The sequence below is a fragment of the Corallococcus sp. EGB genome (genome assembly GCF_019968905.1).
In the GTDB taxonomy this organism is placed as follows: Bacteria; Myxococcota; Myxococcia; order Myxococcales; family Myxococcaceae; genus Corallococcus.
Genome location: NZ_CP079946.1, coordinates 7,935,588 through 7,959,241, shown reverse-complemented (window position 1 = coordinate 7,959,241; position 23,654 = coordinate 7,935,588). Strand labels below are relative to the sequence as shown.

The following is a 23,654-nucleotide window of genomic DNA, read 5'->3' as shown; positions in this document are numbered from 1 at the left end:
CAAGGTGAAAAGGAAAATCCCTCATGATTGTAGAAACAGGCCGGTCGTGGATCGCGCTGAAACACCCGGAGGGGCCTGGGGGCCCCCGGTGCACGGTCGCGGTGGCCAGCGCGGGGCGGGTCAGCCCGTGCGGGGCGTGTCCAGGGGGAGGTCGTGGAACTTCCGTGGCTGGAGCTTGAGCACACGGTCCAGGAACAGCCCGATGCCCGCGCCGCCCACGCCGAAGTCATGGCTGATGCGCATGAGGTAGCGGCCAGGGAAGGCCAGGCCCTGGGGGCGCTCGATGCGATACAGCAGGCACTGGTGGGCCTTCTGCCGCGCCTGGTCCAGGTAGTGCTGCTCCCCCGTCACCCGGTGCATGTCCAGCAGGGTCTCCCCCATGGAGGCCAGGCCCTCGAAGAGGTGGGGAGCGGCGGAGAAGAAGGCGCCACAGGGACGGGCGCCCCGGCGGGCCAGGTGGAGGTAGCGCTCGTCCTGGAGGACCTCGAAGAAGCGGATGAGGGTGGAGGTCACCCCCGCGCCGCCGCGCAGCCAGTAAGGGCGGTGTCCCTCCGCCCCAGCAGTGGTCCCCCAGACGAGGTTCTCCCCCTGGGCCTGGGCGTGGGCGACATCGAAATCGAGTCCGTCCCGGGCGGCATCCAGGTACTTCCGCTCACTGGTCGCGCGCCAGAGGCAGAGCAGGAAGTAGGCCGCGCCGCTGTTGCCCAGGCCGAACCCCAGCCGGACGGCGCCGTCGAAGTCGTTGCGCCAGGACACCCCATGGGAGGAGCGCTCCGCCCGGGTCAGCAGGTATTGCCCCGCGCGGACGGCGTGCTCCAGGTAGCCCGGGTCCCGGGTGCGCAGGTGGAACGCCAGCGCGGCCATGCCCCAGCCGGAGGCCCCGTCGAACATGTCCACGGCGCGAAGGGCCAGTGGGGACTTCATGGCCAGGGCGAAGAGTTCCCGTCCGCGCTCCAGCAGGCCGACCTCGGCGAAACTCCAGGCGATGCCAGCGAGGCCCGAGTAGAGGCCTGGCGGGTAGTTCGCGAGGTCCACGGGCTGGGCCGCCAACCAGTCGCGCACCTGGGGCGGTAGTTCGCCCAGCACCGAGCGCAGGAAGAGCGCGGGACCGCTGGCGCCGTACGCCAGGTTGAGCGGGTTCGTCTGGAACCCCATGGCGTCCTGGGCGAAGAGCCTGTCCGAGCGCGTCATATCCAAGGTGGCGAGCATGTCCCGCGCCAGGTCCTGGAGCGCGCGGTGCAAGGGGGCCGTTTCAGGGGCGGCCCGCGGGGGGACTTCGTCCTGCGGAGCGCGAGCGGCGAGGGAGTTCATGAGGGTGTTCCTGGGAGGGGGGCGGCGGGGGGCGTGGCCTACGCGGCCGGGTTCCACGCGCGGGTGGACTGGCGGGCATCTTCGAAGCGTCCCTCCAGCAACAACTGGATGATTGCGCGGGTCTGCGAAGGCAGGCCGGCCTCAATGAAGTGGTCCAGCACCCGGAAGAGGGGGTGGGACTTGTCGAGCTCGAACAGGTTCTGGATGGGGCAGATAAGGTTGTAGAGCAGCATCCCCGTCGCGTAGTAGTCGTCCTCCGGCTCCAGGGAGCGGGCCGCACGCCGTTCGGGCCGGCGGAAGCCGGGGTTGAACCACTGGGCGGAGAACGGCGAGTGGCCGCCGCGGATCAACGCCCCCTCGAAATCGATGAAGCCCAGTGCCCCCGTGGGTCGATGAATGAGCACGTTGCCGGGGGAGAGGTCTCCCACGAGCACGCCCCTGCCGTGGATGGACTCCAGCGCGTCGAAGAGCCGCAGCGCGATGTCCCTCCACTCCACGCAGAAGCGGACCACGCGGGCCGGGTCCTCCATGTAGGTCATGATGATGAAGTCGTCCTGGGCCCGGAGCTTGGCCAGGGGGATGCCCTCGAAGAAGCTGACCGCCAGGAACGTGTGCTCCCACTCCTCGAACAGTTCGATGGGCTGCGGGACGCAGGGCAGGCCTTCGAGCCGGCGCAGGATTTCATGTTCCTGCCGCAGCGCCATGGTGGCGTCCACGGTGCGCTCCGCGCCCAGCCAGGTCTCCGTGTGGGGCCGCGCCTCCTTGAGTGCCACGAAGCTGCCGGTGCGCTGATCTACGGCCTTGTAGACGCCGCCCGTGTTGGTGAAGGCGAGCGCCTCCTGGACCGCGTAGCGGTTGTTCAGCAGTTCCGACTCGCCTTTCGCTTCAGCCTCCTCCATGTCCGCGAAGGGGTCCTGGACCCAGTCCGGGAGTTCGAAGTAGGGCAGGCGGAGGTCGTTGACCCAACTGCCGTCCGGCTTGCGCACCATCAGGTCTCGCATGCCGTCGATGCGCAGGTTGTACATGCGCTGGAAACCACCGTAGCGGTAGAAGATGACCTTGCTGTCGCGATAGCGCTTGTCTGAAAGGACATACGGGCCAACGAGGTCCCGGGTGTTCTGGTGAAGCGCTTCGATGAGGTCCCGAAAGGTGGCCTCGTCCGGCGGATAAATGGTGACGAACTTGCCCGACCCGCCACGTGAATAGCGTTTGGAATTCTGGAAGCGCAGCAGCATGGGCGCCGCGACGATCTTGAACATGACGCCCCGGCGGACGCACTCCGGTACGATGCGGCGCAAGGTCGTCTCGGCGGAAGCCACCGGCGACGAGACGTGAATCTTGAAGCCCTGGGGCTTGAGGACCGTGCGCTCCGACTTCGCCTGAAGGAAGACGTCGAACCGGTTCACCGTCCAGTCGGCAGGTAGCAATTGCTTCAGGAGCGAGGAGTACTGCTCGCCGCCAGGAAAGCGGCCCAGTGTCTCGAAATAGTCCGGATCCGACAGCGTGTAGGGGGAAATCTCTTCCATGGGAGGCTCCTGCGCGCCGGGGCCGGAAAACAGGAGGGGCCGGAACGCCGGCCCCTCCCGGCTTCAGCACTGCGAAGACAGGACTAGCAGCCGACGCTGCAGCCGCTGTTGCCACCGCCAATGGCGATACACATCACGCTGCTGGTGCTGTCGGCAACCGCAGTGGTGTCCGGAGCGGCCAGCTTCTGCAGGTCGAGGATCTTCTTCATGGTGTATATCCTTCGGGTTGGGGTGAATTCACTGCCTTGAAGCAGAAGAAATATAAAATCTGGAAGAATGAGAAATCAATGGGTCATTCCATATTCATCTGTTGTTGGGGTTTGTCTGGGTGGGTCAGCGTGTTGTTGCGCGCTGCGGTGGCGATGTGAGTCATTGGTGGTTGTGCGATGCGGCATTCCGTCTCACGGGATCCGGGCAAGGTCTGGCATGCTCCGGAGCTGTTCCAGGAAAGGAAACCAGCACATGAAACGGATGTTCGCGGGCGCGCTCGTTGTCGCGGCGTTGGGGACCATGGGGTGCAGCGGGGCGAAGGACGCAGGGCCGGGCGCGGAGGCGGGTGCAGGCACGACGCGGCAGTCGTTGGAGGACCTGCGCGCGGGCTTGAGGGTTGCGGACCAGGCCATGTCGGACGCGGCGGAGAAGTCCGGTTCGGCGCAGGCGTTCGCGGACTTCGCCGCGGACGACGCGGTGCTGATGGTGGATGGCGCGTACGCGCAGAAGGGCAAGGAGGCCATCCGCGCGTGGCTGGCCGCGCATCCGCTGGAGGCGGAGGGCAAGGTGCGCTGGACGCCCGTGCGCTGGGATGTCAGCGCGGATGGGACGCTGGGGTACTCGCTGGGCAACGCGTCCGTGGAGTCAGGCGGCACGGCGGTGCGGCCCAGCGGGCGCTACATCACCGCGTGGAAGCGCCAGCCGGACGGGCAGTGGCGCGTGGCGGTGGCGGTGCGCAACGCGGCCAAGACGGCGATGACGCCGCCCGCGGGCTTCACGCCGTCGTCCACGCTGCCAGCCGCGGAGCCTCGCGCGCTCGCCCCCGCGCAGGTGCTGGAGGAGGCGAAGGCCGCGGACCGGGCGTTCTCCTCTCAGTCCACGACGGAGGGCATGGGCAAGGCCTTCACTGCTTACGCCGCGGAGGACGCGGTGCTGCCGCTCGGGTCCGCCGGCATCTTCGGCCGGGAGGCCATCGCGAAGGCATATGCGCCGTTCACGCTGGAGGCCATCGATCTCCGCTGGGAGCCGGTGCTGGGGGACGCGGCGGGCTCCGGTGACCTCGCGTACACGGTGGGGCGCGCCGTCGCCACGAGCAAGAACGACCAGGGCCAGCCGGAGGTGGACCACGTGAAGTACCTCACCGTCTGGCGCCGCCAGGCCGACGGCCAGTGGCGCTACGTCACCGACGGCGGCAACTCCAGCCCCGGTCCCCAGGGGCCGTGAGGCTCGCGGTCAGCCCTTGAAGACGTGTTCGCGGTGCCACCTCAGGTAGCTGGGGTGGGGCCGCCATTCGGGCCGGTCCGGCAGCCGCAGCTGGCGGTGGGGCTGGACGAGCCGCCCCAGCTCCTCGGGCACGTCGCGGGTCGCGAGCAGGACGCGGTGCTCGTCGTCGACGGAGACGAGGCCCCGGTCGAACATCCAGTGCACCGTGCCTGTCAGGGCCAGTCCGTTGCGAACCGAGTCGGGGCCGTGGGACGCCACGGGCTGGATGTGCGCCGCCTGGACCTCGGGCCGCCCGCCGCCATTGATGAGCCGCAAGCCGGAGATGGCGCAGGTCTGTGAGTAGGCGCGGCGCACGTTGTGCCGGAAGGCGTCGTCCCGGAAGGGACGTGAGATGACCAGTTGTTCCAGCGGCCGCTCCGGATAGACGGGAGGCGGCTCCGCGACGCCAGCGGTGGGCAACTCCCACGGGGCATACTCGCGGCGGAAGCCCAGGCGCGTGATGAGCTCGAACTCCGAGTCCTCCAGGGGCCGGACGGCCCGGCCGAACGCGCCCTTGTTCGTGCTGCCATCCGCCTTGCGCAAGGCCTCCTCGTAGTAGCGGTCCCCCTCCCGGAAGGGCACGGGGTGGTCGAATTCAAGGAAGTCTTCGATGAGTGCGTAGAAGTGGCCGGGCTGTATCCGGTCCTCTTCCACGGCGCGGACCTTCGCGACGGCGAAATACGCCTGCCGTCCGTTCGAGCTCCCGGGGCCGCTGGCCCTGCGAGGCTCGTAGTAGAGGATCAACTCCCCGACGGCGGCCTCCACCTGCCGCAGATAGGTGCGCGGGAAGTGGTAGCGCACCTCGGGCTGATCGTCATACGCCGAGCCTTCCGAGGTGGTGAAGACAGCCTTCGTCATGGGCTCCCTGTCCAGGTCGCGGGAGCGCCAGGTTAGGGCCTTGGATCCAGGGTGTATATGCCTGCCCACGCTCCTGCTCGAGGCCCCCTGTCGTGGCCGGAGCCTCGCCGTGAGGGATTCGGAAATATTCCAGCAATAGACGAAATAACTGCTTAGTCTTGTATTCCCGGGCGGCGCGCATCAAGAAGGGAGCTCCCCGTGGTGAGGAGTTCTCCCTTCATGCGTACTCCCCGTTCCGTGCGCCGGTTGTCGTTCGTTCCGCTGCTCGCGCTCGCGGCCTGTGGCCCGGCCGCGCCCGTCACTCCGGATGTTCTGGCCCTGACGGCACAGGAGGCCGCGCTCACGGAGTTGCTCACCAACGGCACGTTCGACTCCGGCACGGTGGCGCCGTGGTGGGGCAACGCCAGCACGCAGTCGTTCGTGGAGGGCGGCCGGTGGCGCGTGGACGTGGCGGCGAACACGGCCAACCCATGGGACGCCATCGTCGGACAGAGCGGCCTGACGCTCGCGGGCGGGACGACGTACACGCTGGCGTTCACCGCCACCGCCACGGCAGCCATCACCGCGCGCGCCACCGTGCAGCAGGAGGTGGCGCCGTACACGGCCACGCTTACGCAGTCCTTCACGCTGGACGGCACGTCGCGCCGGTTCTCCTTCCCCTTCACGTCCTCGTTCTCGTCGGGGCAGGGGCAGGTGACGTTCCAGCTGGGCGGCCGCGCCAACGCCGTCACCGTGCGGTTGGATGACATCTCGCTCACCACGGAGAGCGGCACCGGCTCCGGCCCGGTGGCGATGACGAGCGGCTTCTACGTGGACCCCAACTCCAACCCGGCGGTGTGGGCGCGCAACAACAGCGGTGACGGCCGGGCGTCGCGCGTCAACGCGTCCATCGCGTCGAAGCCGATGGCGCGCTGGTTCGGCAACTGGAACGGCGACATCGCCCAGGCGGTGTCCAGCTTCGTGGCCGCGGCGGACGCGGCGGACAAGCTGCCCGTGCTGGTGGCCTACAACATCCCCGGCCGCGACTGCGGCAGCCACTCCGGCGGTGGCGCGGGCAGCGCGGAGGCCTACCGAGCATGGATTGCCGCCTTCGCTGCGGCCATCGGCAACCGGCCGGCGGTGGTCATCGTGGAGCCGGACGCCGTCGCGCAGTTGGACTGCCTCCCCAGCGACGCGGAGCGCACCACGCGCCTGGGGCTGATCCGCTACGCCTCCGAGCAGCTGCGCGACCGTGCCCCCAACACCTGGACGTACCTGGACGGTGGCAACGCGCGTTGGATTGGCGCGGACACCATGGCGCAGCGCCTGGAGTCCGCGGGCGTGCGCAACGTGCGCGGCTTCGCCCTCAACGTCTCCAACTTCTACCCCACGGCAGAAACGAACACATACGGCAACGCGGTGAACGCCGCGCTGAGCAGCCGTTACGGTTACACGCGGCAGTTCGTCGTGGACACCAGCCGCAACGGCAACGGCTCCAACGGCGAGTGGTGCAACCCCGCTGGCCGCAAGCTGGGCGTCCCGTCGCAGACGGGAGGCGGCGCGGAGATGCTCCTGTGGGTGAAGACGCCGGGGGACTCGGATGGCCAATGCGGCATCGCCCCGAGCACGCCCGCCGGACAGTTCAGCCCGGACCTGGCGAACCGCCTCATCGACGGCATCTGAGCCTGGCGTCCCCACGAAAGGGCCGACGACATGACTTGGAATGCCCGGCGGTCGCGGCCGTGGTGCTGGGCGTGATGGTGGCGGGTGGCACGGCGGCCTACGGATCGGAGGACGCGGTGGCGCCGGTGCTGCTGGCCCGGGCGGAGTCGGAGGCCACCGCGGGCGGAGGCATCTTCATCACGGCCGCTGAACTCGCCCGCGTGCGGATGTGGTCCACCGCCACGACGGAGCCCTGCGCGGAGAACGCGCGCATCCTGATGGGCCGCGCGGACTCGGCGCTGACGGCGATGCACAGGCCGTTCCGGATGACGAATGTCTCCACCGTCACCTACCACGGGTGCTCGCCGGACACCGATGGCGTGGACCACTCGCTGGCGGGCACGACGAGCAGGTTCATGGACGACGGGGACCGGATGCGCACGCTGGCGCTCCTGTACGCCATCAGCGGGGACACGGAGTACGCGATGCACGCAGTGCTGTTCCTGACGACGTGGGCGTCGCGGCTCACGCCGGTCAACCTGCATGACCTGCCCGTGGACTACGCGGCGGCGACACTGGATGGCCAGACGTAGGGCTATTGCTCCGACCGCCCGTGGAACTTCGCGCTGGACGGCGTGCTCCATGCATACGGCCGCATCAACGCCAGCGAGGCGTACGTGCTGCTCAAGCGCAACGGCTACGCGCTGCCGGGCGCGGACGATGCCGCCGTGCGCGAATGGCTCCGCAAGTCGGCGGAGGCGGTCAACTCCAATTTCCAGGCCTGGACGCGCTGGGCGGACGCGCACCCCACCTCCAGCGCATTCGCTCGCTACTTGTTCCGACAACCACCTCACCTGGGGCCTGGCGGGCCTCATGGCCGCGCCCGTGGCTGCCTGACAGCGCGCTCGCGGGCTACGTGCTGAACGGTCCGTCGTGGACGGACCGGCGCAACGACGCCTACGCGAACCCGTCCTTCATCAAGGACGTCATCCACCGCGCCATCGAGTCCGGCATGGGCACCGCCAACGAGGGCTGGGGCTACGCGGAGAAGGTCCATTGCGTCCCGCCCATCGGCAACTCGCTGTTCCATCTGTGGGCCATGTCGCTCGTCGCGCGCAACGCGGGGTGAACGACGCGCGTCCGGGCTTCTGGGGCTCCGCGGGCGCGGGAGGCGGCAGCATCCACAAGGCATACGCGCTCTCCGTGGCCTTCATCCTGGGCGAGCGCGCCTCACCCCATGCCTCCGAGGGCCCGCCCAAGGACTGCCGCTGGCTGTACGAGCTGGGCTTCACGCAGTGGCCAGAGGCGCGGCTGAAAAGCGTCCTCCAGTGGGCACGCGCAACCAAGACATCGTCCAGAGCATCGGTCCCGCCACGCTGGTGGTGGGCGAGCCTCGCCAGGCAGAAATCCAGGTGCTCATCGGCACATCCTGCGCGGAAGAACAGGGCGCATGCTCTTCAGGACGAGTACCCGCGGAGCTTCGTGGGCGAGCCGGGCACGACTGCTTGTCGCCGCTCACGCAGCAGGAAGTCCCAGTCGATGGGCCAAGAGGCGCCAAAGGCGCACGGCCCACTGGACTGGCAGGGCATGAGGTGGACCGCCCTCTGGATTCACTGTCATGCGGTTTTGTCCGCGAGGGCTGGTTGAGGGAGGCACAGGCGGGAAGGCCTCCTTCGGAGGTGGAGGGCCCGAACCCGTTGGACGGTCGAGCAGGTCTCCCAGGGCCGGACCCTGCTCGTCCATATCCGCGCGCTCACAGCCAGGCTTGTTGGGAGCGACCCCGCCGACTGAAGACAACCGCGCCCCGCTGTCTGGACTCACGCGAAAGGCCTCTGAATGGAGGAGGGGGGCAACCCCGAGCGCCTCGGTGTTCTCGGCAGCTGGCACCGGGCAGCCGAGTCCCGGTCCCTCAGCCAGAGGGCATGCCGTCGGGGCATCGGCTTGCGCAAGGCATCCGAAACCTGGCTCCTCCACACGGGGGCATGGGGTCAGCGTATCGTTCCGCACGATGACTGGTGCGCTGGTGTTCAGGAAGGGAGCCTGGCCGCAACTGGCATCAGGCGATGAAGGCGCCTGGGGCGCGGGAGCGAATGCATTCAGCAAGCGCTCATCGCAAGCCCTCATCAACGCCGGCAACTCGTGCTGGAGCGCCCGCGTGTCACGCTCCCTCAGGGCATCCGTCGCGCAAATGACCCACTGGCGCAGTGCTTCCCCTTCCAGGAAGGGCAGCAGTCGGGCCACGCCCCCCAGGAAGGCCCGATGCAGGGATTGAACGAGGAGCACATACCCGGGACGCCCCGCCACCCGGGCCGCCAGCCGCAGCAACTCGAATTCCACCTGGGCGCAGCGTTCTCCCGATTCCCACTTCGCCGCGTCCCAGAGCCTGAAGCAGAGCCTCCCCAGCGCGTCCAGGTCGCGCTCGGGGGCCTTCGCACAGCAGTCGACCAGCAGTTCCACCATCACCTGTCGCCGGAGGCTGAAGTAGCCCTCCAGGAGCCACCGGGCCTCCGGCGAGCGCGCGTCATGCAGCGCCAGCCCCAGGTTCTCCAGTGTCAGCGACTCATCCAGTGCCACCGCGCGCGTCTTGCGGCCGGAGCGCTGCACCACCAGGCCCCGCGCCGCCAGCCGCCGCAGCGCCTCGCGCATGGTTCCCCGACACACCTTCATGCGACGCGCCAGCTCCGCTTCCGAGGGGAACTGCCCGCAGGGCGGCAATCGTCCCAGAGCGATATCGCGCTCCAACTCCGCCTCCACATACGCCACGAGCCCGCCCCATCCCATCCCCGTCTCCCTTCCTCGTCCCAGCATTGCCATCCAACCACAGGGGTCTGACATGGATGGATGCGCAGGTCCGCCGTCCGCGTCGCTCATGTGGCTGGCGCGGCCCCGGGCCCCGGGTTGTGAAAACCTGTCCGACTGTCGGACTTGTTCGTGGGTTCGGGCCGCATGCACCGAAAACCTGTCCGACTGTCGGACTTGTTCGTGGGGCTTGGCCTGGCGTGGCGAAAACCTGTCCGACTGTCGGACTCGGTCGCGGACCTGACCTCAGGTTGCGAAAGGCTGTCCGACAGTCGGACTCGTTCGCGGCATCGAGCCTCATGGAGAAAACCTGTCCGACAGTCGGACAGGTTTTCGGAAAACGTGCCCGGCGGGTGGCCCCTTCCTGGGGTTCCCCCTTCGGGCGTCCGCGCAAGCTCGTTGGCCTGGCCCACTGCTGCTCCTGGCGTGACACGTGTCTTCATTGGGGACTTCGGGTCGTGGGGACCGCCGCCGAACTTCGGGTGGCTTGTTTGGCTGTTGGAAATGCGAACGCCTTCCCCTGCCACATGGCTGGGGAAGGCGTTGATGTGACGGCGGGGCTTTGTGTGGGGGCCTAGCTGGACTCGCCCACGCTGAGGCGCCGGCTGGCGCCTCCGTTGCCGTTGCCCAGGGGCTGGGTGCGCTCCAGGTTGGCTTGGGCCAGGGCCTCGCGCTGCTCGTCCGTCTTCGCGGTGCCGTCCTTCTGGACCGTCATCACGCCGCCGCTGCCGTGCTGTTCCTGGGCCTGGGCGATGCTCTTCTTCAGGTCGCTGGCCTTCACCCAGTAGGCGCCGTTGACAGGGTCACGCACGCGGTAGAGGTCGTCGTCCGTGCTCTCGCTCTTGCCGGGGTTCACGCCGTCAATGGTGAGCCAGTGCAGTTCGCCGCTGTCCGGGCCCTGCTCGCTCTCCGCCAGCGTCGTGTTGAGCAGGGCGTTGGAGTCCACCAGCGCCAGGGCCATCTGCCCGTGCTTCAGCGCGCCGCTCAGCGCGTCCGTGTTGCACTCGTTGAAGCCGTTGGTGACCTTGATGCCCATGGAGCCCAGCATCGCGCCCATCTCGTCCGGGGTCGCGCCGTCATCCAGGTTCACGTCCACGCGCTCCCTCACGGACGTGCTCATCGTGTCCGCCTTGTTGCGCACCTTCTCGCGGGCCTCCTGCTGCGACAGCGGGGCCGCCTCTTCGGCGCTGGATTGCTCCAGGTAGGTGAGAGCGGCTTCCGCGCAGCCCTTCTTGCTCGTCTGCGCGACGGTGGTCTGCGGCGCGTTCCAGCCCTGCTCCTTCTGGGCCTGCGTCGCCTCGTTGGTGGGGATGGCGCTGGCGGCCGGGGCCGTGCCCGGGGGCGGAGGGGCGGCCAGGGACGGCATGCCCATCTTCTGGGCGCGCTCCTCCTCGAAGGAGTCCAGGTAGCGGCCTTCCGCGGCGTTGAGCGGCTTGGCGTCCGGCGCGTCCGGCAGGGGCTCCTTCACGGACTGGGCGGCCGCCGCCCTCTCCGCGCGGGCCTGCTCCGCGGCTTGGCGGATGCGGGCCATGACCGAATCAAGCTTGGAGCCAATACCGAGGGCCATGAGGCGTCTCCTGTCGCGTCTGGGTCTTTTTCCTCCCCATTATCCGCACAGGACTTTGGAGGTTGCGTCTGGATCACCGCTTTTGACGGGAGCGCTTGATTTCCAACGCAACCAGGCAGACGTCCAGGCCGAAGAACCATGGAATCCTGGATTGAGGGGTACACTGGACCCATGGCGAACCGGCATGACAGGGATGACGGGCCTTCCGCGCCCGGCTCCGCGCCGCGCGTTTCGACGTCGCGGGAATCCTACGGTACGGGCAGAGGTAGCGCGCCCGCGACGGGCCGGGGTGGGGCGGAGGCGTCGGCGCCGTCGAGAGGGGCAGGGGGCGAGCCGCAGCGGCTCTCCTCTCGGCAGGTGGGCCGGTTTGTTCCGCTGAAGGTGTTGGGGCAGGGGGGGATGGGGGTGGTGTACGCCGCCTATGATCCGGACCTGGACCGCAAGGTGGCGCTGAAGCTCCTGCGGGTGAAGGGCGGCCACGAGGACCTGGAGCAGGGGCGGGCGCGGCTGCTGCGCGAGGCGCAGGCCATGGCGCGCATCTCCCACCCCAACGTCATCCCCGTCTTCGAGGTGGGGCAGTGGGATTCGCAGATCTACGTGGCGATGGCGCTCGTGGACGGCGGCACGCTGCGCGACTGGACGAAGGCGAAGCCCCGGACGTGGCAGGAGTTGTTGGACAAGTACCTGGCGGCGGGCCGGGGCCTCGAGGCGGCGCACGCGGCGGGGCTGGTGCACCGGGACTTCAAGCCGGCCAACGTGCTGGTGGGCAAGGACGGGCGCGTCTACGTCACGGACTTCGGGCTGGCGCGCCCCATGGGCGAGGTGGAGGACGACGAGGATGGCGAGCGCACGCGGCCGGTGGGGGAGGACTCGCCGCTGAACTCGCAGCTCACGCAGGCGGGCCTGGTGATGGGCACGCCCGCGTACATGTCGCCGGAGCAGTTCCGGGGGGAGCTGCTGGACTCGCGGTCGGACCAGTTCAGCTTCTGCGCGGCGCTGTACCGCGCGCTGTACGGCATCCGCCCGTTCGATCCGGACGAGCTGTCGCGGGTGGCGTCGCAGCTGCGGCCCCGCAGCGTGGAGGATGATGGCCCTGGCGTGACGGAGGCCGCGGCGGTGCAGGTGCTGCCTCCGTCGCCCATCCTGGAGCCGCCGCGCGACTCGAAGGTGCCGGCGTGGGTGCGCCGCGCGCTGATGAAGGGGCTGTCGCTGGAGCCTCGCGACCGTTTCCGCTCCATGGCGGAGCTGTTGACGGTGCTGGGGCAGCGGGAGCGGCGGGCCTTGCTCCAGCGCCGCGCGGGCGCCGCGGTTGCGGCCACGGTGGTGCTGGGCGCGGCGGGTGGAGTGGCGTGGTCCCGCTCGCACGTGTGCGACGGGGCGGCGGACCTGGTGGCGGAGCGCTGGGGCGCGGACGCGCGCGAGAAGGTGACGCAGGCGTTCCTCGCGACGAAGAGCCCGGTGGCGCAGGACATGGCGCGCCGGGTGGGCGAGGTGCTGGACGGCTACGGCGCGGAGTGGGCGAAGCAGCACACGGCGGCGTGCGAGGACACGCGCGTGCGCGAGGTGCAGACGGAGACGCTGTTGTCCCAGCGCTTCGTGTGCCTGGAGCGGCGGCGCAAGGACCTGGGCGCGCTGGTGGCCACGCTCCAGACGGCGGACGCGGCGCTGGTGGACAAGTCGCTCGACGCGGCCTGGGCGCTGCCCTCGCCGGGGGACTGCGCGGACGTGGAGTCGCTGACGGAGCTGCAGCCCCGGCCCGCGGACCCCGCGAAGCGCGCGGAGCTGGACGAACTGGAGACGACGCTGGCGGAGGTGAAGGCGCACGTGGACCTGAGCCGGATGCCCAAGGCGCTGGAGCTGGCGAAGGGGGCGGAGGCTCGCGTCATGGCCACGGGCTACCTGCCGTTGATGGCGGAGCTGCGCTTCCACCTGGGCTGGGCGCAGGCGGTGCTGGGCGACAAGGCCGCGGGTGGCGCGGTGCTGGAGCAGGCCGTCTACGACGCGGAGGCCGGCCGGGCGGACCGGCTCGCGGTGGCGGTGATGAACAAGCTGCTCTTCGTGGACGGGGAGCAGGAGCAGTTCGCGCTCGCGCAGCGCTGGGGCCGCCTGGGCGAGGCGACGCTGAAGCGCGTGGGCGGCGACGCGGTGCTGGAGAGCGACCTGAAGGTGAACGGGGCCAACCTCGCGCTGATGCAGGAGCATCCGGACGAGGCGCTGAGGCTGCTGGAGCAGGCGTCGGAGCTGCTGGCGAAGACGCTGCCGGAGGGGCACCCGAAACGAGCGCGGGTCGCATTCACGCTGGGGCGCACGCTGCTGGAGACGGGCAAGAGCGCGCAGGCGGTGACGGTGCTGAAGGACTCACTCGCCCAGACGGAGAAGGCGATGGGGCCCGTGCACCTGGACACGGCGCGCCGGCACCAGGCGCTGTCCATGGCGCTGCGAGAACAGCGGGACTTCACCGCGGCGCTGGAGCATGCGCGGGTGTCGGTGACGCTGCACCGCACGCTCCTGGGGAACCAGAGCGTGAAGCTTGCGGAGGCGCTGGACGAGGAGGGCATGTGCCTGCTCGCGCTCAAGCGCTACCCGGACGCGCTGCGGGACTACGAGGAAGCGCTGAAGGTGAAGCAGGAGAAGCTGGGGCCAGACGACGAGCTGGTCTACTACTCGCTGGACGGCGTGGGGCAGGCGCTGCTGGGCCTGGGCCGCACGCGAGACGCCATCGGTCCGCTGAAGCAGGCGCTGTCGTTCAAGGACGCGCAGGAGGACTCGTTGGGCGAGTCCGGCTTCGCGCTGGCCCAGGCGCTGTGGAAGGAGGGCGAGGTGGGGGAGGCTCGCGACGCGGCTTCGCAGGCGCTCGCGCGCTTCAGGTCTTCCGGCCGTACCGCGCAGTCGAAGGAGGTGGAGGCGTGGCTCTCCGCCCGTCCCGCGCCTGCGGTGAAGGTGGTGCCCGTGTCCGCCGGGCGCGGTGGCAATCGCCGGCGGTAGGCCTCAGCACTCCGGCAGGCCGACGCTGAGGTTCGCGACCTCCAGGACGTTGACCGCGAGGCCGCCGCGCGCGGTCTCCTTGTACTTGTCCTTCATGTCGCGGCCGGTGTCGCGCATCGTCTTGATGACCTTGTCCAGGCTCACGAAGTGCTTCCCGTCGCCGGACAGCGCCATGCGCACGGCGTTGATGGCCTTCACGGACGCCATCGCGTTGCGCTCGATGCAGGGCACCTGCACCAGGCCGCCAATCGGGTCGCAGGTAAGCCCCAGGTTGTGCTCCATGGCGATCTCCGCCGCGTTCTCCACCTGCAGCGGCGTGCCGCCCAGCACCTCCGCCAGAGCCCCCGCCGCCATCGAGCACGCGCTGCCCACCTCGCCCTGGCAGCCCACCTCCGCGCCGCTGATGGACGCGTTCTCCTTGTAGAGCGCGCCAATGGCCCCCGCCGTGAGGAGGAAGCGCACCACGCCGTCCGCGTTCGCCCCAGGCACGAAGCGCCAGTAGTAGTGCAGCACCGCCGGGATGATGCCCGCCGCGCCGTTGGTGGGCGCGGTGACGACGCGCCCGCCCGCCGCGTTCTCCTCGTTCACCGCGAGCGCATACAGGTTCACCCAGTCCAGCACCGTCAACGGATTGGTGAGCCCCGCCTCCGGCCGGCTGACGAGCCGCTGGTACATCGCCGCCGCGCGCCGCTCCACCTTCAGGCCGCCGGGCAGGATGCCCGACGTGGTGCACCCGCGCGTCACGCACGCCTGCATCACCGCCCAGATGCGCAGGAGCCCCGCGCGGATGTCCTCCTCGCTCCGCCACGTCAACTCGTTGCGCAGCATCACCGAGCTGATGGACAGCCGCTCCCGCTCGCAGTGCTCCAGCAGCTCCGCCGCGGACTTGAAGGGCAGGGGCACCGGGGCGACTTCCGCGCGCAGCGGATCCGCACCCGCCACTGCGTGCTCGTCCACCACGAAGCCGCCGCCCACCGAGTAGTAGATGCGGCAGGCCAGCGCCTCCCCGCCCTCGCCGAACGCGGTGAAGCGCATGCCGTTGGGGTGGTAGGGCAGCACCTTGCGCTTGTGCATCACCAGGTGCTCGCCGTCCCGGAAGGGGAGCACCAGCCGCTGGAGCAGCGACACGCGCCCCTCCGCGCGCCAGTGCGCGACGATGGACGGCACCAGCTCCACGTCCACGTCCTCGGGCGTGTCGCCGCGCAGGCCCAGCAGCACCGCCTTGTCGCTGCCGTGCCCCTTGCCTGTCGCGCCCAGCGAGCCGAACAGCTCCACCTTGAGCCGCGTCACGCGCTCCAGGAGCCCCGCGTCCGACAGCCCCACCACGAACGTGCGGGCCGCGCGCATGGGGCCCACCGTGTGCGAGCTGGAGGGTCCAATCCCAATCTTGAAGAGGTCGAAGACGCTGACAGGCATGGCGATTCCCACCATGCCACGTTCAACGCGCGACGCCTGTGACACCCTGCTCACGACGCGCTGCATGCATCCACTTCAAGTCATGCCGCCTGAAAGACAGCACGTCGCGCGTGCGCCCGCTCCTCCGGGTGTGGAGGAAGTTGTCATGCCAAGCATGACGCGGACGGGCTAACCGGCGGCGGGCTGCGGGCCCGTGGCGGGCTGGGGCGGGGTGGCGGGCGTCTTCGGCCGGAAGGCGAGCAGGCGCAGGCCGTTGAAGACGACGAGCAGCGTGCTGCCTTCATGCAGCACCACGGCCTGGCTGATGCGCGTGAGGCCCAGCACGGCGGCCACGACGAGCACCGCGCTCACGCCCAGCGCGATGACCAGGTTCTGCTTCATCACGGCCATGGCGCGCCTGGACAGCTCCAGCGCGAAGGGCAGCTTCGCCAGGTCGTCGCTCATCAGCACCACGTCCGCTGTCTCCAGCGCCGCGTCGCTGCCGGCGCCGCCCATGGCCACGCCCACCGCGGCGGCGGCGAGCGCGGGCGCGTCGTTGACGCCGTCGCCCACCATGGCCACCGCGTGGGTGCGGCCCAGCTCCTTCACCGCCGTCACCTTGTCCACGGGCATCAGCGGCGCCCTCGCTTCATCCAGGCCCACCTGCCGCGCGATGGAGCGGGCCACGAGCGCGTTGTCGCCGGACAGCATCACCGTGCGCTCGATGCCGCCCGCCTTCAGCGCCTGCACCACCTGGCGGGCGCCGCCGCGCAGCGTGTCCGCCACGCCCAGCACGCCCAGGTAGCGGCCCGCGCGGCGCACCACCATCGTCGTCTGGCCCGCCTCCTCCAGCCGCGCCACCTCGGCGGCGACTTCCGGGGGAAGGGCCTCTCCCGCGAAGAGGGCCGTGCTGCCCACCTCCACCGCGTCGTCGCCCACCTTCGCGCGGATGCCCTGGCCGTGGATGGCCTCCAGGTCACGGCCCTCGGGTACGGCGATGCGCGCCTCGGCGGCGCCGTCCACCACCGCCCTGGCCAGCGGGTGCGCGGACAGCGCCTCCACGCCCGCGGCGGTGCCCAGCAGTTCCTCGCGCGTCGCGCCCGGAGCGGCCCACGTGGTGAGCAGCCGGGGCCGGCCCACGGTGAGCGTGCCCGTCTTGTCGAAGGCGACGGCGCGGATGCCGCTCAAGAGCTCCAGGTAGATGCCGCCCTTGATGAGCACACCGCCTCGCGCGGCGGACGCCACCGCGGACAGCACGGCGGACGGCGTGGAGATGGCGAGCGCGCACGGCGACGCGGCCACCAGCAGCCCCACCGCGCGCAGCACCGCCTCCTTCACGGGCGTGCCCATCATCAGCAGCACCACCGGGAACACCACCGCCGCCGCCATCACGAGCGGCGCCACGGTGCGCTCCAGCCGCTGGGCGAAGCGCTGCCGGCGGCCCTTCTGCGCCTCCGCCTGCGCCACCATGTCCACCACGCGCGCCAGCACGGACTCCGACGACAGGCGCGTCACCTGCACCTCCAGCGCCGCCTCGCAGTTGATGGTGCCGGAGAACACCTCGTCGCCCGGCTTGCGCGCCACCGGCATGGACTCGCCGGTGATGGCCGCCTGGTCCAGGGAGCTCTTGCCCTCGAGGATGACGCCGTCCAGCGGGACGCGGTCGCCCGGGCGCACGACGATGCGCTCGCCGCGCGTCACGCCCGCCACCGGCACCTCCACCACCTCCGCGCCCCGGCGCACGCGCGCCACCTCCGGGCGCAGCTGGCCCAGCGCCTCGATGGAGCGGCGCGCCTTGTCCATGGCCCGGTGCTCCAGCGCGTGGCCCGCGCTGAAGAGGAAGAGCAGGAACGCGCCCTCGAACCACGCGCCGAGCACCGCCGCGCCCAGCGCCGCCACCACCATCATCGTCTCGATGTCGATCCTCAGCTGCGCGATGGACCGCACCGAGCCCCGGATGGCGAAGAAGCCGCCGCTCGCCATGGACAGCGCCCAGAGCACCGTGGCCACCAGGGGCGGCGCCAGCGCGAAGTGCTCCACCGCGAAGCCCGCCGCCAGCAGCACGCCGGAGGCGACCACCAGGGGCAGCTCCAGGAGCGGCGCCAGACCGCCGCCGTGCGCGTGGTGCGAACAGGCGTGGCCCGCCATGGGCACCTCCAGCCCGTACCCGAGCGCCTTCACCCGGGCCTCCACGTCCGACAGCCTCAGCTCCTGCTTGTCGTACTCGAGGACCAGGCGCTCGCTGGCGTACGCGACGCTGGCGGTGAGCACGCCCTTCATCTTGGAGACCGCGTGCTCGATGACCTGGGCCGCGTCCGCGGAGTCCATGCCGCGCACGAACCAGGTGTGCTGCAGGTAGCGCGCGGCCACCTGCGCCCCCGTCTTCTGCGCGAGCGTCACCAGCTTCGAGACGCTCACCAGCGACGGCTGGTAGTGGATGCACACCTCCGCGTGGCCCGCGTCGCGGCGCAGGTGCACGTCGGTGATGCCGTGCTGCGCCTCCAGGGCCGCCTCCAGCCGCTCGAAGCGGCCCTGGTCGTCCGTCTCTCCCGGCAGCGTGCCCTCCAAATCCAACTGGAGCGCCGCGCCGCCTCCTTCCGCCGGACGGTGGGCCGGCGGACGGATGACGCGCTGGGAGTGGGCATGCCCGTGGTGGTCATGCCCGTGGTCGTGGCCATGGGAGCAGGAGGGGCCGTGCGCGTGGGGCTCGCCGTGCGCATGCGCGCGCCCGTGGTGGTCATGGCCCTGATGGTCATGACCGTGGTCGTGGTCGCAGCCCGGGCCGTGGACGTGGCGCTGCACGGCGTTGCCGCCGGCCTGCGCCTCCTTGAGGCCCTTGATGTTCAACGTGCCGAACCGCGCCCCGCTCTTCTTCTGCTCCGACATGGCTTGGGTCTTCCTTCCGCCCTAGTGGCGGTGTCCGCGGCGAGTGGGCGGGGGCGTGGCGGCCTGGGGCTCTTCGTCCTCGTCCCCGTCGTGGTGGTCGCCGTCCTCGTGCTCCTCGGGGACGGGCTGGTCGAAGCGCTGACCCGCGACCTCCAGCGTGAAGCGCTTGCACGCGGGCGGGATGTCGAACTCCAGCACCGCGGGCAGGCGGCCCTCGTAGACCTTCAGGACCTTGCCCTGCTCGTCGTAGACGGTGCCGCCGGCGGCGACCGTCATGGTCTCGTCCACCAGCACGGCGACCAGCTCCGCCATCTCCTCCATGCGGTCCGCGATGCGGTGGCACCACAGGTGGCCCACGCCCGGATAGGTGGTGTGGGAGATCTCCTCCATCTGCTCCTCATCCACCTGCTCGCCCACGCCCATGAAGACGAAGTTGATGCGCGGCAGGCGGCCGGAGGCGATCTCCTTGGCCACCTGCGTGGCGTAGGCCGTCACGTCATGGGCGTCGTTGATCTGCGAGTCCGTGATGATGACCGCCAGGCCCCGCCTGGCGCCTTCGCCCACCTGCTGCTTGATGTGCGCCACGAAGTCGCGCAGCACCGGCAGCATCACCGTGGCCTTGCCGTAGGACTTCGGCCCGGGGAAGCGGTAGCCCTTGGCCTGCGGGCCCGTGAGGTCGCCCACCATCTCCAGCTGGGTGCCGTCGCCGCAGGCCCAGTAGGTGACGCGCACCTTGCCGTCCCGGTCCTTGTTGGCCAGGTACTCCAGCATCCACTGCATCTGCGGCTCGACCTGGTTCTTCACCGGGGCGAGCTTCGCCAGGATGCCGCGCGGCCCGTACGCGTTCTCCATGCTCGCGGAGCCGTCCATGTAGAGGGCCACGTCCAGGCCCTCCACGGTGGGGTCGTGCAACAGCGTCGCGACGACCTTGTTGCCCATCCGGTGGACGTCGGAGAAGGGGCGGTTGATGACTTCGTGGCCGGCCATCAGCGGTGGTCCTCGTCTTCATCGTGGTGCTCTTCGTCCGGCAGCGGCTGGGTGTAGCGCTGACCGTTCACCTCCAGCGTGAAGCTCCGGGCCTCCTCCGGCACGTCGAACTCCAGCACCGCGGGCAGGCGGCCCTCGTACGTCTTCAGCACCTTGCCCTTGTCGTCGTAGATGGTGCCGCCGGCGGCGACCGTCATCGTCTCGTCCACCAGCACGGCGACCAGCTCCGCGACCTGGGTGATCTCCTTCGCGATGCGGTGGCACCACAGGTGGCCCACGCCCGGGTACTCCGCGTGGGCGATGTGCTCCAGCTGCTCCTCGTCGATGTCGTCCCCCACGCCCACCAGCACGAAGTTGATGCGCGGCAGGCGGCCGGCGGCGATGCGCTTCGCGATCTCCTCGGAGTACCTCTCCACCGCCTCGGCGTCGTGGAGACGGCCATCGGTGACGATGATGGCGCAGCCCCGCTTCGCGCCCACCTTCACCTGCTCCTCCAGGTACTTCACGTAGTCGCGCAGCGCGGGCTCCAGGTACGTGTAGCCGCCCAGCTGCTTCGCGCCGGGGAACCGGTACTGCTTCACGTCGGTGCCCTTGAGCTCGCCCACGGGCTCCACCTGGCGGCCGTTGCTGCCACAGGCCCAGTAGGCCACGCGCAGGAGTCCGTTGCGGTCCTTGGTGGCCAGGTACTCCAGCATCCACCGCACCTGCGGCTCCACCTGGTTGGAGGACTCCTTCATGGGGGCGCCGCGCAGCCACTCCAGGAAGGAGCGCTGCGGCGTCGTGTAGGCGTACTCCTCCCGCATGCTGCCGGAAGCGTCCATGTAGATGGCCATGTCCAGGCCCTCCACCGTGGGGTCGTGCAGCAGCACCGCGCGCACGTGGTCCCCTTCGCGGTGCAGGTCCGAAAACGGCTCGATCGGCTTCTCGTGTCCCATGGTCTGCCTTTCTGGGGGTGAAAACGCTATCGCCCGGTACGCGAGCACCGCAAACGGGCGGGGTCAGTCCTCGAAGTCGCTCATCCAGTCCGGCTTCTTGCCATGCGGGGCGGGCGCCTTCTCCTGCTGCCTGGGGGCCGGACGGGCGGGCGCGGCCGGGGCGAAGTCCGACTGCCACGAGGCCGCGGAGGAAGGCGCCGCGGGAGGCGGCCGTGGCGCGGGCTTCGCTTGCAGGTGCGTGAGGCGCGGCTTCGCGCCGCCCGGCTTGCCGTGCGAGTCGATGAAGTCCTGCATCCAATCGCTGGAGCGCACCGGCGGCGTGGGCAGGCGCGGCGGAAGGGACGCGGGAGGCGTGGGCGCGCGGGGCACCCCCACGCGCGGGCCCGGCGACAGCGTGCCCGCGAGCACGTGCGTGCGCAGCGCGCGCTCCGTCTGCGTGGGCCAGCCGGGCAGGAGCGGCAGCACGCGGCGCGCGAGCTCCAGGAACTCCGGCGTCGGCGCCTCGCGGGGCACGCGCACGGTCCCGTCCTGGAGCCAGCCGGCGAGCTTCCCCACCAGGCCCCCCTTCGTGGGGCGCGGCGTGGCGAGGTCGCCCTTCACCTCGTAGCCACGCAGCTCCAGGTCCGCGATGGCCATCGCGCGGCTGGGAACGGGCAGCTCCAGCGTGGCCAGCTCGCGCGGGCCCTGGTGCGCGCGCGCGTCGTCCTGGAGCTGGCCGAGCACCGCGTGCAGCACGCTGGCGACCTGCGCGCCATTGGCCGAGTGGTGGGCCTGCAACTCCGCGGGCACCGCCGGATAGGCGAGGACGAGCCCGCGCCCCTGCGCGAGCTGATCCGCGCGGTCGCCCGGCAGCAGCGCGTGGTACGCGCGGGGCGCATCGCGGCTCTCCGCGTCCTTCACGTAGTGGAAGGCGTCCTGCGCGCCGTGCGCGAAGCCCGCGAGCACATCCCCCCGGGTGACGGTGAGCTGCCCGTTCACGCGCATGACGGCGTTGCCCGGCCACGGGCCCGTGAGCGTGCCGTAGAGATAGACGGGGTCGTTGAAGCCGTCCACGTCGCTGGGGTGCTCCACCACCTCCGGCGCGAAGAAGAACAGCTCCGTCGCGGCCAGGCGGCGCGGGGGACGGCCGGAGGCGACCTCGTGGTGCGCGAGCTGCGCCTGCACGGAGGCGGGGAGCCGCGCGCGCTCGCTGCCCGGGATGAGCTGGAGCTGGCCCACGACGTCGGTGCAGACGAACCACTCGGACTCGCCCAGGTACGCGGGCTCCAGCCGGAACGCGTCCAGGGCGTGGACGACCTCCGAGGCATCGCACGGCGCGGGCTCGACCGGGCTGGTGGCGTGGGGAACGAAGTAGCGGGGCAGGCTCACGGAGGCCGCGACAGGCTGGCGCAAGCCGCTGGGGCAATCAAGTGTCGGGGCGGCGTCCCCGGGGCCGCGCGGCGGCGTGGATTCCATCGTTCGCTCCACCCCCCTTAAAGGGCGCGGGCGTGGAGCGAAAATGGGGGCCGTGCGTCAGGCGGGCTCGATGAAGTTGAGCCGGTAGCCGTCCGGATCCGTGACGACGATTTCGCGGGTGTACCAGGGCTGGAGGGTGGGGCCCTCCAGGTGCGCGCCCAGCGCCGCCGCCTTCGCGGCCACCGCGTCCACGCCGTCCGAGCCCGCGCGGAAGCCCACCAGCACGCCCATGCCCTTTCGTCCCTCCAGCTTCAGCCCTGGAGGAGGGCTCACGAGGTACACATCCGACTCGCCGCCCCACTGGAGGCGGAGGATGGGCGGCTCCGCCGCGATGCGTTCGAAGCCGAGGCCTTCATAGAAGCGCACGGAGGCCTCCGCATCCGTCACCAGCAGCTTCACGAACGACCGCATCGTCTGGGGCTTGTCCATGGGCGCGGCAGTCTGCCCGGAGCGATGCACGGGCGCCATGCACACGAGGGCCATTCTCGGGTCCGGAGCGCATCCTCCTCCCCGGTTGGAAGGGACGGGGCGGCCCTTCTGGCGGCGGTGGCGCCAACTCCTCCGGGTAGCGCTCGGCCGTCTGCCTGCTGCGCGGTGCCCTGTCGCCTGCCCGGAATGCACGGACTCCCTACCTTGGGGGCATGAAGGCTGCGCGCAAGGGGGTTCCCGTCTACGTGCCGCCCCGGACGGTGTGGTCGGTCGGGGCCCAGGTGGTGCTGCTCGTGCTGCTGGGCGCGGCCCTTCGAAGGCTGGGGCCCGTGCTCACGCTGCTGGCGGCGGCGCTGCTGGTGGGGCTGGCGGTGGAGCCCGTCGTGCGCCGGCTGCAGGCCTGGGGGCTGCGCCGGGGCCTGGGCGTGGCGCTCGTCGCGCTGGCGCTGCTGGGCATCATCGGCCTGCTCATCCTCACCGTGGTTCCGATGCTCGTGGATCAGCTCCAGCACCTGGTGGAGGCGGCGCCGGGCTTCCTGGATGAGCTGACGCAGGCCCCCTGGGTGCGCAGGCTGGACGCCCGCTTCGGCGTGCTGGCGCATCCGCAGAACGCGTTCACCGTGGAGCCGGGGGGGCTGGCGAAGCCGCTCATCAGCGTGCTGTCGTCCACGGTGGAGCTGTTGGGCGCGGGCGTCACGGGGCTGGCGCTGGCCGCGTTTGGCCTGCTCTTCGGACAGGACCTCTACGCGAGCATCCTGGGCTGGGTGCGCCCCCGCAACCGCCCCCGCGTGCGCCGCATCGTGAGCCGGATGCGCGAGGCGGTGGGGAACTACCTCGTCGGCACGCTGCTCATCGTCACCGTGGGCGGCGCCTGCACGGCCGGCTTGTCGCTGGCGCTGGGCGTGCCGTACTTCCTGCCGCTCGGCCTGATGGCGATGGTGCTGGGGCTCATCCCGTACATCGGCAGCGTCGTCACCGTGGTGCTGGTGACCGCCACCACGCTGGCGTCGGTGGGGTCCAAGCGCGCCATCCTCGCGCTGGTGCTGCTCGTGCTCTATCAGCAACTCGAGGCCCACCTGCTCGGGCCCCTGGTGCAGCGGCGCGCCATCCGGATGAACCCGCTGCTCATCTCGATGGTGGCGCTCGCGGGCGGCGCCGTCGCGGGGCTCCTGGGCGTCATCCTCGCGGTGCCGACAGCGGCGGCGGCGCAGGTGCTGCTCACGGAGGTGCAGCGCGAGCGACGCAAGGCCTGGAGGCGTGAGAAGCACCTGACGGTTCCACCCGCCAGAGCGGGGAACGCGGACGAGGCACTGTTGGCGGGTCCACGGGAGCCGCCGGGACCTGAAGCACGGCGTGCGCCCGCGGCCGACTCCGGGCATCCTGGGTCACCGCACTGAAGCCGTCCCT

19 protein-coding genes are annotated in these 23,654 nt (G+C 70.5%); 7 read left to right on the top strand and 12 right to left on the bottom strand.

The annotated features are described in order from the left end of the window. Window positions 1–120 precede the first annotated feature (120 nt). From KYK13_RS32295 to KYK13_RS38955, 3 genes are all read right to left on the bottom strand, one after another. Complete coding sequence (locus KYK13_RS32295) at window positions 121–1,311, bottom strand: lanthionine synthetase C family protein (protein WP_223637640.1); 1,191 nt, start codon at window positions 1,309–1,311, stop codon at window positions 121–123. A 38-nt stretch (window positions 1,312–1,349) separates the two neighbouring features. Continuing rightward, complete coding sequence (locus KYK13_RS32290; protein WP_223637638.1) at window positions 1,350–2,837, bottom strand: hypothetical protein; 1,488 nt, start codon at window positions 2,835–2,837, stop codon at window positions 1,350–1,352. Between the two features lie 83 nt (window positions 2,838–2,920). Beyond that, complete coding sequence (locus KYK13_RS38955) at window positions 2,921–3,046, bottom strand: hypothetical protein (protein WP_255654071.1); 126 nt, start codon at window positions 3,044–3,046, stop codon at window positions 2,921–2,923. Between the two features lie 253 nt (window positions 3,047–3,299). Between KYK13_RS38955 and KYK13_RS32285 the strand changes: the two genes are divergently transcribed. Next, entirely contained in the window at window positions 3,300–4,271 is a 972-nt protein-coding gene (locus KYK13_RS32285; RefSeq protein ID WP_223637636.1) for a DUF4440 domain-containing protein, read from the top strand. A gap of 9 nt (window positions 4,272–4,280) precedes the next feature. Here KYK13_RS32285 and KYK13_RS32280 read toward each other — a convergent pair whose 3' ends face one another. Then, complete coding sequence (locus tag KYK13_RS32280; RefSeq protein ID WP_223637634.1) at window positions 4,281–5,168, bottom strand: HNH endonuclease; 888 nt, start codon at window positions 5,166–5,168, stop codon at window positions 4,281–4,283. A gap of 219 nt (window positions 5,169–5,387) precedes the next feature. On the opposite strand from KYK13_RS32280, the gene KYK13_RS32275 reads away from it, so the two are divergent. Genes KYK13_RS32275 through KYK13_RS32260 form a run of 4 tightly spaced genes read left to right on the top strand, consistent with a single transcriptional unit; the run spans window position 5,388 to window position 7,938 of the window. After that, the gene (locus KYK13_RS32275; RefSeq protein WP_223637632.1) at window positions 5,388–6,830 is read left to right on the top strand and encodes a glycoside hydrolase family 6 protein; all 1,443 of its coding nucleotides are present in this window, start codon (window positions 5,388–5,390) and stop codon (window positions 6,828–6,830) included. A gap of 35 nt (window positions 6,831–6,865) precedes the next feature. Further along, complete coding sequence (locus KYK13_RS32270; protein ID WP_223637630.1) at window positions 6,866–7,402, top strand: alginate lyase family protein; 537 nt, start codon at window positions 6,866–6,868, stop codon at window positions 7,400–7,402. A gap of 42 nt (window positions 7,403–7,444) precedes the next feature. Further along, entirely contained in the window at window positions 7,445–7,732 is a 288-nt protein-coding gene (locus tag KYK13_RS32265; protein ID WP_223637628.1) for a hypothetical protein, read from the top strand. Next, window positions 7,726–7,938 carry a hypothetical protein gene (locus KYK13_RS32260; RefSeq protein ID WP_223637625.1) on the top strand — a complete coding sequence of 71 codons (213 nt, stop codon included), beginning with the start codon at window positions 7,726–7,728 and terminating at the stop codon, window positions 7,936–7,938. Before KYK13_RS32265 ends, KYK13_RS32260 begins: the two co-directional genes overlap by 7 nt. A gap of 386 nt (window positions 7,939–8,324) precedes the next feature. Here KYK13_RS32260 and KYK13_RS32255 read toward each other — a convergent pair whose 3' ends face one another. After that, window positions 8,325–9,590, bottom strand: a complete 1,266-nt coding sequence (locus KYK13_RS32255) for a FadR/GntR family transcriptional regulator (protein WP_223646867.1) — start codon at window positions 9,588–9,590, stop codon at window positions 8,325–8,327. A gap of 592 nt (window positions 9,591–10,182) precedes the next feature. Continuing rightward, window positions 10,183–11,175, bottom strand: a complete 993-nt coding sequence (locus tag KYK13_RS32250; RefSeq protein ID WP_223637622.1) for a hypothetical protein — start codon at window positions 11,173–11,175, stop codon at window positions 10,183–10,185. A gap of 171 nt (window positions 11,176–11,346) precedes the next feature. On the opposite strand from KYK13_RS32250, the gene KYK13_RS39145 reads away from it, so the two are divergent. After that, window positions 11,347–14,160 (top strand): tetratricopeptide repeat protein, encoded by a 2,814-nt coding sequence (locus KYK13_RS39145; protein ID WP_304504068.1) that lies wholly within the window; start codon window positions 11,347–11,349, stop codon window positions 14,158–14,160. Window positions 14,161–14,163: 3 nt separating this feature from the next. Here the strand turns inward: KYK13_RS39145 and KYK13_RS32235 are convergent, their stop codons facing one another. From KYK13_RS32235 to KYK13_RS32210, 6 genes are all read right to left on the bottom strand, one after another. Next, window positions 14,164–15,576 (bottom strand): L-serine ammonia-lyase, encoded by a 1,413-nt coding sequence (locus KYK13_RS32235; RefSeq protein ID WP_223637619.1) that lies wholly within the window; start codon window positions 15,574–15,576, stop codon window positions 14,164–14,166. 168 nt (window positions 15,577–15,744) lie between these two features. Beyond that, window positions 15,745–18,441 carry a cation-translocating P-type ATPase gene (locus KYK13_RS32230; protein ID WP_223637617.1) on the bottom strand — a complete coding sequence of 899 codons (2,697 nt, stop codon included), beginning with the start codon at window positions 18,439–18,441 and terminating at the stop codon, window positions 15,745–15,747. Window positions 18,442–18,462: 21 nt separating this feature from the next. Continuing rightward, complete coding sequence (locus KYK13_RS32225) at window positions 18,463–19,428, bottom strand: VWA domain-containing protein (protein WP_223637615.1); 966 nt, start codon at window positions 19,426–19,428, stop codon at window positions 18,463–18,465. Then, the gene (locus tag KYK13_RS32220; protein WP_223637612.1) at window positions 19,428–20,363 is read right to left on the bottom strand and encodes a vWA domain-containing protein; all 936 of its coding nucleotides are present in this window, start codon (window positions 20,361–20,363) and stop codon (window positions 19,428–19,430) included. The genes KYK13_RS32225 and KYK13_RS32220 overlap by 1 nt, the downstream gene beginning before the upstream one ends. A gap of 63 nt (window positions 20,364–20,426) precedes the next feature. Beyond that, the gene (locus KYK13_RS32215; RefSeq protein ID WP_223637609.1) at window positions 20,427–21,755 is read right to left on the bottom strand and encodes a hypothetical protein; all 1,329 of its coding nucleotides are present in this window, start codon (window positions 21,753–21,755) and stop codon (window positions 20,427–20,429) included. A 120-nt stretch (window positions 21,756–21,875) separates the two neighbouring features. Beyond that, window positions 21,876–22,247 (bottom strand): VOC family protein, encoded by a 372-nt coding sequence (locus KYK13_RS32210; RefSeq protein WP_223646863.1) that lies wholly within the window; start codon window positions 22,245–22,247, stop codon window positions 21,876–21,878. A 212-nt stretch (window positions 22,248–22,459) separates the two neighbouring features. Here KYK13_RS32210 and KYK13_RS32205 point away from each other — a divergent pair, with 212 nt between their 5' ends. Continuing rightward, on the top strand, window positions 22,460–23,644 hold the full coding sequence (locus tag KYK13_RS32205; protein ID WP_223637607.1) for an AI-2E family transporter: 1,185 nt from the start codon (window positions 22,460–22,462) through the stop codon (window positions 23,642–23,644). Window positions 23,645–23,654 lie beyond the last annotated feature (10 nt).

Excerpts from the sequence above, each read along its gene's own strand:
- KYK13_RS32290 (WP_223637638.1), bottom strand. The coding sequence starts at position 2,837 with ATGGAAGAGATTTCCCCCTACACGCTGTCGGATCCGGACTATTTCGAG.
- KYK13_RS32275 (WP_223637632.1), top strand. The coding sequence starts at position 5,388 with ATGCGTACTCCCCGTTCCGTGCGCCGGTTGTCGTTCGTTCCGCTGCTC.
- KYK13_RS32205 (WP_223637607.1), top strand. The coding sequence starts at position 22,460 with ATGAAGGCTGCGCGCAAGGGGGTTCCCGTCTACGTGCCGCCCCGGACG.
- KYK13_RS32250 (WP_223637622.1), bottom strand. The coding sequence starts at position 11,175 with ATGGCCCTCGGTATTGGCTCCAAGCTTGATTCGGTCATGGCCCGCATC.
- KYK13_RS32255 (WP_223646867.1), bottom strand. The coding sequence starts at position 9,590 with ATGGGATGGGGCGGGCTCGTGGCGTATGTGGAGGCGGAGTTGGAGCGC.
- KYK13_RS32220 (WP_223637612.1), bottom strand. The coding sequence starts at position 20,363 with ATGGGACACGAGAAGCCGATCGAGCCGTTTTCGGACCTGCACCGCGAA.
- KYK13_RS38955 (WP_255654071.1), bottom strand. The coding sequence starts at position 3,046 with ATGAAGAAGATCCTCGACCTGCAGAAGCTGGCCGCTCCGGACACCACT.
- KYK13_RS32280 (WP_223637634.1), bottom strand. The coding sequence starts at position 5,168 with ATGACGAAGGCTGTCTTCACCACCTCGGAAGGCTCGGCGTATGACGAT.
- KYK13_RS32295 (WP_223637640.1), bottom strand. The coding sequence starts at position 1,311 with ATGAACTCCCTCGCCGCTCGCGCTCCGCAGGACGAAGTCCCCCCGCGG.
- KYK13_RS32225 (WP_223637615.1), bottom strand. The coding sequence starts at position 19,428 with ATGGCCGGCCACGAAGTCATCAACCGCCCCTTCTCCGACGTCCACCGG.
- KYK13_RS32285 (WP_223637636.1), top strand. The coding sequence starts at position 3,300 with ATGAAACGGATGTTCGCGGGCGCGCTCGTTGTCGCGGCGTTGGGGACC.
- KYK13_RS39145 (WP_304504068.1), top strand. The coding sequence starts at position 11,347 with ATGGCGAACCGGCATGACAGGGATGACGGGCCTTCCGCGCCCGGCTCC.
- KYK13_RS32210 (WP_223646863.1), bottom strand. The coding sequence starts at position 22,247 with ATGGACAAGCCCCAGACGATGCGGTCGTTCGTGAAGCTGCTGGTGACG.
- KYK13_RS32235 (WP_223637619.1), bottom strand. The coding sequence starts at position 15,576 with ATGCCTGTCAGCGTCTTCGACCTCTTCAAGATTGGGATTGGACCCTCC.
- KYK13_RS32230 (WP_223637617.1), bottom strand. The coding sequence starts at position 18,441 with ATGTCGGAGCAGAAGAAGAGCGGGGCGCGGTTCGGCACGTTGAACATC.